General features: G+C 68.9%; 7 protein-coding genes. 4 read left to right on the top strand and 3 right to left on the bottom strand.

What is annotated here, in order from left to right:
* The first annotated feature begins 139 nt into the window (after positions 1 to 139).
* The gene (panE, locus tag WKB25_RS13205) at positions 140 to 1,078 is read left to right on the top strand and encodes a 2-dehydropantoate 2-reductase (protein WP_340571139.1); all 939 of its coding nucleotides are present in this window, start codon (positions 140 to 142) and stop codon (positions 1,076 to 1,078) included.
* A 4-nt stretch (positions 1,079 to 1,082) separates the two neighbouring features.
* On the top strand, positions 1,083 to 2,006 hold the full coding sequence (locus WKB25_RS13200; protein ID WP_340571138.1) for an NAD-dependent epimerase/dehydratase family protein: 924 nt from the start codon (positions 1,083 to 1,085) through the stop codon (positions 2,004 to 2,006).
* A 40-nt stretch (positions 2,007 to 2,046) separates the two neighbouring features.
* On the opposite strand, the gene WKB25_RS13195 is transcribed toward WKB25_RS13200, so the two are convergent.
* Entirely contained in the window at positions 2,047 to 2,844 is a 798-nt protein-coding gene (locus WKB25_RS13195) for a TatD family hydrolase (protein WP_340571137.1), read from the bottom strand.
* 62 nt (positions 2,845 to 2,906) lie between these two features.
* Positions 2,907 to 3,293 (bottom strand): hypothetical protein, encoded by a 387-nt coding sequence (locus tag WKB25_RS13190; RefSeq protein WP_340571136.1) that lies wholly within the window; start codon positions 3,291 to 3,293, stop codon positions 2,907 to 2,909.
* A 176-nt stretch (positions 3,294 to 3,469) separates the two neighbouring features.
* Here WKB25_RS13190 and hrpB point away from each other — a divergent pair, with 176 nt between their 5' ends.
* The gene (gene hrpB / locus WKB25_RS13185) at positions 3,470 to 5,977 is read left to right on the top strand and encodes an ATP-dependent helicase HrpB (RefSeq protein ID WP_340571135.1); all 2,508 of its coding nucleotides are present in this window, start codon (positions 3,470 to 3,472) and stop codon (positions 5,975 to 5,977) included.
* Positions 5,978 to 6,105: 128 nt separating this feature from the next.
* Complete coding sequence (locus tag WKB25_RS13180; RefSeq protein WP_025877588.1) at positions 6,106 to 6,495, top strand: hypothetical protein; 390 nt, start codon at positions 6,106 to 6,108, stop codon at positions 6,493 to 6,495.
* Positions 6,496 to 6,585: 90 nt separating this feature from the next.
* Here the strand turns inward: WKB25_RS13180 and WKB25_RS13175 are convergent, their stop codons facing one another.
* Positions 6,586 to 7,125, bottom strand: a complete 540-nt coding sequence (locus WKB25_RS13175) for a pseudouridine synthase (RefSeq protein WP_340571134.1) — start codon at positions 7,123 to 7,125, stop codon at positions 6,586 to 6,588.
* Between the last annotated feature and the right edge of the window lie 76 nt (positions 7,126 to 7,201).

Raw genomic sequence — 7,201 nt, 5'->3', positions numbered from 1 at the left:
CCCCCCGCCCCCCCCCCCCCCCCCCCCCCCCCCGACCCAAACACGGCTTGTGCTTCAAACCACCACGAGGGGCGCAGCCGTTCGCCGCAAACTCCGGCACAATCGCAGCAGTGAATCCCCCAACTGCGGTGAGCGTGCAATGCGTATCCTGATCCTCGGCGCCGGCGGTACCGGCGGTTACTTCGGTGGTCGCCTGGCCCAGGCGGGCGTGGACGTGACCTTCCTCGTGCGCCCGGCCCGCGCCGCGCAACTGGATCGGGATGGCCTGGTGCTGCGCAGTCCGGTGGGTGACGCCACGTTCCCGGTGCAGCACGTCACCGCAGATGACCTGCCCGCGCTGGCTGCGGACACGCCGTTCGATCTGGTGATCCTCAGCTGCAAGGCCTACGACCTGGACAGCTCGATCGATGCCATCGCACCGGCCGTGGGCGCGGGCACCACCGTGCTGCCGATCCTCAACGGCCTGCACCACTACAACGCACTCGACGCACGCTTCGGCCGCGACGCCGTGCTCGGCGGGCTGTGTTTCATCAGTGCGACCAAGGCGCCCGATGGTGCGGTGCTGCACCTGGGCAAGCCGGCCAAGCTGACCTTCGGCGAACGCGATGGCGGTGCGGTCTCCGCGCGCGTGCAGGCATTCGCAGCAGCCTGTGCGCAGGCCAATCTCGATCATCTGGTCAGTGAGCACATCGGTCAGGAACAGTGGATCAAGTACACGTTCCTCACCGCGCTGGCGGCGGCTACCTGCCTGCTGCGTGCGGACATCGGCACGATCGTGGCCACCGACGACGGCGACGCCATCGTGCGCGGGCTCTACGACGAATGCCTGGCGGTGGCCGAAGCCGCGGGTGAACCGGTGCCGGAGGCGGCGCAGGACACCGCGCGCGGCACCCTGACCCAGGCCGGTTCGGCGTTGAAGGCATCGATGCTGCGCGACCTGGAGGCAGGCCAGCAGGTAGAAGCCGCGCAGATCGTCGGCGACATGCTGGCGCGTGCGCGCGCCGCGGGCCAGGAAGCGTTGCTGCTGCAGGTGGCCTATAGCAGCCTGCAGGCCTACCAGGCCCAGCGCGCGGCGTGATCCGATGAACCTGCCTGGCCCGTTGCCGAAGCGCGTATTGATCCTCGGCATGGGCTGGAGTGGGCGCGTGTTGGCTGCGCATCTTCGGGCCCAGGGCGTGCAGGTGGAAGGCACCGTACGCGATCCCGCGTCAGCACCTGACGATGGCCTGCAGCGCCATCAGCTGAGTGCCGATGCCGCGCTCTCACCCGCCCTGCTCGATGCCATCGCACACGCCGACGCGGTGCTGTGCAGCGTGCCACCCGATGCCGAGGGCGACCCAGCGCTGCGCCTGTTGCATGCCGCGCTGCGCGACAGCGCGTCATTGCGTTGGCTCGGCTACCTGTCGTCGACTTCGGTCTATGGCGACCGCGACGGTGGCTGGATCGACGAGGACAGTGCTGCCGATGCCACCGAGCCGGCCGGTATGCAGCGCCGCCTTGCCGAAACGCAATGGCGTGCGCTGGCGGATACGCGCGGCATCGCCTCGGCAGTGTTCCGCCTGCCGGGCCTCTATGGGCCCGGGCGCAATGCGCTGCTGCAGCTGGCGCAGGGCCGCGCGCGGCACGTGGTGCGGCCAGGGTTGGTGTTCAATCGGCTGCACGTCGAAGACCTGGCAACGGTGGTGATCGCCGCGATGCGCCGCCCTATAGCCAATGCGCTGTATCTGCCGAGCGATGACGAGCCGGCGCCGTCGCAGGATGTACTGGCCTTCGCCGCGCAGCTGGGGGGCTTTGCCCTGCCGCCCGCAGTGGCCTGGGATGATCCATCGCTCAGTGCGACGTTGCGGCGCTTCTACCAGAGCAACAAGCGCATCGACAGCCGCGGCACGCGCGAGGCGCTGGAGTGGGCACCGCGGTTTCCGAGCTATCGCGAAGGACTGACGGATCTTGCCGCTTCGCTCGCCGGGCATGGCCCGGCGCTACCGGATCCGGGCGTTCCCGGCTGACGGGTAGTGTCGGTCGCTGGCCGGCACTACCGTTTGCTGATCAGGCAGCGTCGGGCAGGCGGAAGAACGCACGCGTGGCGGCCGTGGCGTTCGCTGCCGTGGTCTTCACATCCTCTCCACGATCCCGCGCCAGCTCTTCCACGATGTGCGACAGGAACATCGGTTCGTTGCGGCGGTCCTTCGGCATCGGCTTCAAAGTACGCGGCAGCAGATACGGTGCGTCGGTCTCGATCATCAACCGGTTGGCCGGAATGTTCTTCACCAGCTCGCGCAGGTGGCCACCGCGGCGCTCGTCGCACAGCCAGCCGGTGATGCCGATGTACCAGTCCTGGTCCAGGTAATCGAACAGCTCCTGGCGCTCGCCGGTGAAGCAATGCACCACGGCCGGACCGATGCGGCCTTCGAAGTTCTTCATCTGCGCCATGAAATCGGCATGCGCATCGCGCTGGTGCAGGAACAACGGTTTACCGTTGTCCGCAGCCAGCTGCAGCTGGCGCTCGAACGCGCGGTGCTGCGCCGGACGCGGCGAGAAATCGCGGAAATAATCCAGCCCGCACTCGCCCACCGCCACCACCTCGGCATGGGCGTGCAGCGCGCGCATCTCCGCATCGCACTCGTCGGTGTACTCCACCGCGTGGTGCGGGTGCACGCCGGCGGTGGCGTACAGGAAGCCCGGGTGCTGCTGCGCCAGCTTCAGGGCCAGCGGCGAATGCTCGCGGCTGGCACCGGTGATGATCATCTGCACCACACCGGCCTGGCGTGCGCGGTCCAGCACGGCGTCGCGGTCGCGGTCGAAGGAGTCGTGGGTCAGGTTGGCGCCGATATCGATCAGATGCATGGGGGCTACAGAACAGTATTCGTGTACATTGTAGCCCGCCGCCCCGGTGGTCATTCGGCGGGTCATTGCGTGTGGCGGTCGTGGCGCTCCCAGCGCTCCGGCAGGTTGAGCGCAGCGCAGGGCTCGCACACCAGGTCCCCATTTCGTTGGCGGACGAACCGCATCCCTGCGTCGGGGCGCGCTGCGCAGGACTGGCGCGATCCACCACCGACCAACAGCCGGAAGCCGTCTGGATCGTGGCACACGCTCAAGGTATTGAAGGTTGGCCCCATCCTGCTGCGCGCGAACTGGGCGAAGAAGATGAAAGCCTGGTCACCGGACAGTTCCAGCGAAGGAAGGTCCGGCGAACGCAGAATGCCCTGTTCATAGGCACGCCGGACCGACGGTTCATCGCTCATGCCCTGCGGCAGGTAGCGCTGCTGAACGTCCGCGCCCAGCAGGCGCGCCATCGGGTGGGCAGTGTCGGACGGCGCGGCGCTGGCACTGTTGCACGTTGGCAGCAGCAGGAGTGAGGCAAGCAGGAAGCTGGGACGCATGGGCAGGCCGGAAGCAGAGCGCGCTACCAGAACACCCCTAACCTTGCAGGGTCAAGCCACGTCGGCGCCGGGACGCTTATCCTTGGAGCATGAAACCAGCTGTTTTCCCGATCTACACGCTGCTTCCGCAGGTCCTTGACGCACTTCGACAGCACTCTCGATTGGTGCTGGAAGCGCCACCTGGCGCTGGCAAGACCACCCAGGTGCCGCTGGCGCTGCTCGATGCGCCATGGCTGCAGGGCCGCAGGATCATCCTGCTGGAACCGCGCCGGGTGGCCGCGCGCAGTGCCGCGATGTTCATGGCGCGCCAGCTCGGCGAAGAGGTCGGCGGCACCGTCGGCTACCGCATCCGTTTCGAGAACAAGGTATCGGCGCGCACGCGCATCGAGGTGGTCACCGAGGGCATCCTGACCCGGATGCTGCAGGACGACCCGATGCTGGAGACCGTCGGCGCGATCCTGTTCGATGAATTCCACGAGCGCCACCTCAGTGGTGATCTGGGCCTGGCGCTGGCCTTGGACGTGCAATCGCAGCTGCGCGACGACCTGCGCCTGCTGGTGATGTCGGCGACGCTGGACGGCGAGCGGCTGGCCCGCTTCCTCGATGCACCGCGGTTGAGCAGCGAGGGCCGCAGCTATCCGGTGGCGATCAGCCACTTCCCGGCGCGGCGTGACGAGGCACTGGAACTGCAGGTACGGCGTGCCGTGCAGCAGGCGCTGGCCGAGCACCCCGGTGACCTGCTGGTGTTCCTGCCCGGCCAGCGTGAGATCGCGCGCGTGCAGGCCGGCCTGCAGGACAGTCTTGATGGCGCTGCGGTGGACGTGCTGGCCCTGCACGGTGAGCTGCCGGTGGAACAGCAGGCGCGCGTGCTGCAGGCCGCCAGCGACGGCCGCCGCCGCGTGGTGTTGGCCACCAACGTGGCCGAGTCCTCGGTGACGCTGCCCGGCGTGCGGGTGGTGATCGACAGCGGACAGGCGCGCGAGCCACGCTACGACCCCAACAGTGGCTTCACCCGCCTGGACGTGGTCGCCATTGCGCAGGCCTCGGCCGACCAGCGTGCCGGCCGTGCCGGGCGTGTGGCCGAGGGCGTGGCGTGGCGGCTGTGGCCGCAGTCACAACGGCTGGAGCCGCAGCGTCGCGCCGAGATCGACCAGGTCGAACTGGCCGGCCTTGCGCTGGAACTGGCCGCCTGGGGCAGCAGTGACCTGCGCTTCCTCGACCCGCCACCGAGCGGGCCGATGGCCGCCGCACGCGAACTGCTGCAGCGCCTGGGCGCGTTGTCCAGCAGCGGCGCGATCACTGCACTCGGCCGTCGCGTGCTGGCGCTGGGCATCCATCCGCGGATGGCCGCGATGCTGCTGGCCGCACCCCATGCCCGCGCACAGGCCTTGGCCGCCGATCTTGCCGCATTGCTGGAAGCCCGCGACCCGTTGCGCCAGGGCGGTGATGCACTGGCCGCGCGCTGGCGTGCACTGGCGGCCTTCCGTAATGGCCGTACGCCGGCCGATGCCAATCGCAGTGGCCTTGCCGCCATCGACGCTGCTGCCAAACAGTGGCGCCGTCGCCTGCGCTGTGAGGCCGCGCCGCCGACCAGCATCGAGGCGCACGAGCTCGGCGACCTGCTGGCCCACGCCTTCCCCGACCGCATTGCCTTCCAGCATCCGAACGACCCGCTGCGTTACCTGCTGGCCAACGGCCGCAGTGCCCGCCTGCATGAACTGAGCGACCTGCGGGGCGAACCGTGGCTGGTAGCCAGCGAGCTGCGCTTCGAAGCCCGCGATGCGCTGCTGCTGCGCGCCGCACCGGTGGATGAAGGCTATCTGCGCAGGCACTGGCCCGAGCGCTTCGTGACCGAAGACGCGGTGCGCTGGGATGACACCCGCCGCGCCCTGGTCGCGCTGCGCGAAACACGCTTCGACCGCATCGTGATGGACAGCCGTTCGGCTGGCCGGGTTGATCCGCAGCTGGCGGCGCAGGCACTGACCGATGCCGTTGCCGAGCTCGGCCTGCAGGCGTTGCCCTGGACCGAAGGGCTGCGCCAGTGGCAGGCGCGGGTGGAATCGCTGCGGCGCTGGATGCCCGAGCTGGGCCTGCCCGACTGCAGTGATGCCGCATTGCTGGCCAACCGTGCGCAGTGGCTGCAGCCGGCGTTCGCGGGCAGGACACGTCTGGATGCACTGGACGAGGCCAGTTTCGGCGAAGCCCTGAAGTCGCCACTGGAATGGTCGCAACGGCAGCTGGTCGAGCGCCACGCGCCCACCCGGATCACCGTACCGTCAGGGCTGGAGCGGCCGATCAGCTACGCGCTGGATGGCGAAAGCGGCGAGCCGCTGCCGCCGGTGCTGGCGGTGAAGCTGCAGGAGTTGTTCGGCCTGGCCGACACGCCGCGCATCGCCGATGGCCGGGTGCCGCTGACCCTGCACCTGCTCTCACCGGGTGGCAGGCCGTTGCAGGTGACCCAGGATCTGCGCAATTTCTGGGAGAACACCTACGCCGAGGTGAAGAAGGAGATGAAGGGCCGCTACCCGCGCCACCCGTGGCCGGACGACCCATGGACGGCCACGGCGACCCACCGGGCCAAGCCGCGCGGGACCTGATGCGCGCCGACACCCCGCCCGTTCCTGAATGGCTGCGGTAGAGTCACACCACGCGCCCGCCTGACTGACATACCGTTTACGGGCAACAGGCGACACTGGACTTCGACCCGAGGCAAGGACACCCCCGCATGAGCAAGCTGACCGTAATCACCGACCGCGCCCTGGAGCGCGCCCTCGACCTGGCCCATACCGCAGGCGATGGCCTGAAGAGCGCGGGCGGGAGCCTGCGTCACCTCGGCCCGCAGGCCAGCGACTGGATCAAGACCGGCGCCGCCCTTGGCGCAGTGAAGACCGGCGGCAAGGTCGCCACCAAGTTCGCCCGCCGCAATCCGGCGGTGACCATCGCGGCAGCTGCCGTGGGCGTGGGCCTGCTGGGCTATGCGCTGTACCGCAAACAGCAGAAGAAGAAGGCCGCCAATGGCCATGTGGTCAACGGCCAGGCCCAGCGCATCAACGCGCGCGATCGCCGCAACGACACCGTGGTCGACGAACACAGTGATATCGGCAGCGACGCCTGATTGACCGGGGTCGGATCCCTTCCGCAGGAAGGGTTCTCACCCCATGACGCTGCACGAGGGCCGGACGCCGCAAGGTCTCCGGCCTTTTTTTCAGCCGATCTGCCGCCACTGCCCGGGCAGCAGGTCATCCAGCCGGTACGGCCCCATTGCAGCGCGCACCAGGCGCAGCGTCGGCAGGTTCACGGCAGCGGTCATCCGCCGCACCTGGCGGTTGCGTCCTTCGCGGATCGTGATCGCCAGCCAGCTGTCGGGCACCGTCTTGCGGAAACGCACCGGTGGATCGCGCGGCCACAGCTCAGGCGCAGGATCGAGGCGCTCGATCTTCGCCGGCAGCGTCGGACCATCATTGAGCACCACGCCATCGCGCAGCTGCTGCAACTGCTCGTCGCTGGGCGTGCCTTCCACCTGCACCCAGTAGAGCTTGTCCGCCTTGTGCTTCGGGTCGGTCAGCTTGTGCGCCAGCGTGCCGTTGTCGGTCAGCAGCAGCAGGCCTTCGCTGTCGTGGTCGAGGCGGCCAGCAGCGTAGACGCGCGGCGGCAAGCCGAAACCGGCCAATGTCGGCCGCGGCGGCACGCTGCGGTCGGTGAACTGGCAGAGCACGTTGAACGGCTTGTTGAAGGCAATCAGCATCGCGGCGACGGCAGGCGGGGTGGTGCATTGTCCCACGCCGCGTCACGCGCCACTCGGCGGTAGAGCCGAGCCGATG

It is taken from the genome of Stenotrophomonas sp. G106K1, assembly GCF_037969685.1.
In the GTDB taxonomy this organism is placed as follows: Bacteria; Pseudomonadota; Gammaproteobacteria; order Xanthomonadales; family Xanthomonadaceae; genus Stenotrophomonas; species Stenotrophomonas lactitubi.
This window is presented reverse-complemented; position numbering and strand designations above follow the sequence as displayed.

What these genes read in the sequence shown, in the direction of transcription:
- panE (WP_340571139.1), top strand. Translation starts at nt 140, where the DNA reads ATGCGTATCCTGATCCTCGGCGCCGGCGGTACCGGCGGTTACTTCGGT.
- WKB25_RS13180 (WP_025877588.1), top strand. Translation starts at nt 6,106, where the DNA reads ATGAGCAAGCTGACCGTAATCACCGACCGCGCCCTGGAGCGCGCCCTC.
- WKB25_RS13175 (WP_340571134.1), bottom strand. Translation starts at nt 7,125, where the DNA reads ATGCTGATTGCCTTCAACAAGCCGTTCAACGTGCTCTGCCAGTTCACC.
- WKB25_RS13190 (WP_340571136.1), bottom strand. Translation starts at nt 3,293, where the DNA reads ATGGCGCGCCTGCTGGGCGCGGACGTTCAGCAGCGCTACCTGCCGCAG.
- WKB25_RS13195 (WP_340571137.1), bottom strand. Translation starts at nt 2,844, where the DNA reads ATGCATCTGATCGATATCGGCGCCAACCTGACCCACGACTCCTTCGAC.
- hrpB (WP_340571135.1), top strand. Translation starts at nt 3,470, where the DNA reads ATGAAACCAGCTGTTTTCCCGATCTACACGCTGCTTCCGCAGGTCCTT.
- WKB25_RS13200 (WP_340571138.1), top strand. Translation starts at nt 1,083, where the DNA reads ATGAACCTGCCTGGCCCGTTGCCGAAGCGCGTATTGATCCTCGGCATG.